The sequence below is a fragment of the Psychrobacter sp. 1U2 genome (assembly GCF_051847575.1).
In genome coordinates this window covers 1-514 of record NZ_JBPYDC010001837.1, presented here as the reverse complement: position 1 = coordinate 514, position 514 = coordinate 1, and the positions used below count along the sequence as shown (strand labels likewise).

Genomic DNA, 514 nt, shown 5'->3' with positions numbered 1-514 from the left:
ATTGATATTCGTCATATTGCATTTGCGTCTGCCAATTTGGCTCATGGACTGTTCAATATGTCAGCGGCTCAGATAAGTTGGGATGTGGTTTTGATCTCTATTTTTGGCGTCGCACTTATCGGTATCGTCAACTTAATGGTCAGTTTTTCCTTGGCACTTCTAGTCGCCTTACGATCAAAAGAAGTCCGCTTTTTTGAGTGGCGTAGACTATCCAAGCTTGTTTTTGGACATATTGTCAGTCATCCATCTGACTTTTTTTGGCCGCGTGACAAACCGATGAAGTATGCCCGTATTGATAGTCAAGGTCATATGATATTTGATGATACTGCCGGACAAAAAGGCGGTAAACCATTACCCAGTAATTATGTGATACGGCGCTTATCTGATGTCAAAATCATACCTAACTCAGTCTCTGTTGACGCAAAAGGTGAACGAACAACCACAGACATATATTATGAAAATCAGTCTCAAGATCATGGACAGGAGGGTGCTGTAGATAAGAACGTGGCTAAAA

The 514-nt window shown here is 41.4% G+C and carries 1 pseudogene; it reads left to right on the top strand.

The window, feature by feature from the left end:
* Positions 1 to 514 (top strand): annotated as a pseudogene (locus ACS8FD_RS24685) (site-specific recombinase); the annotation flags it as partial.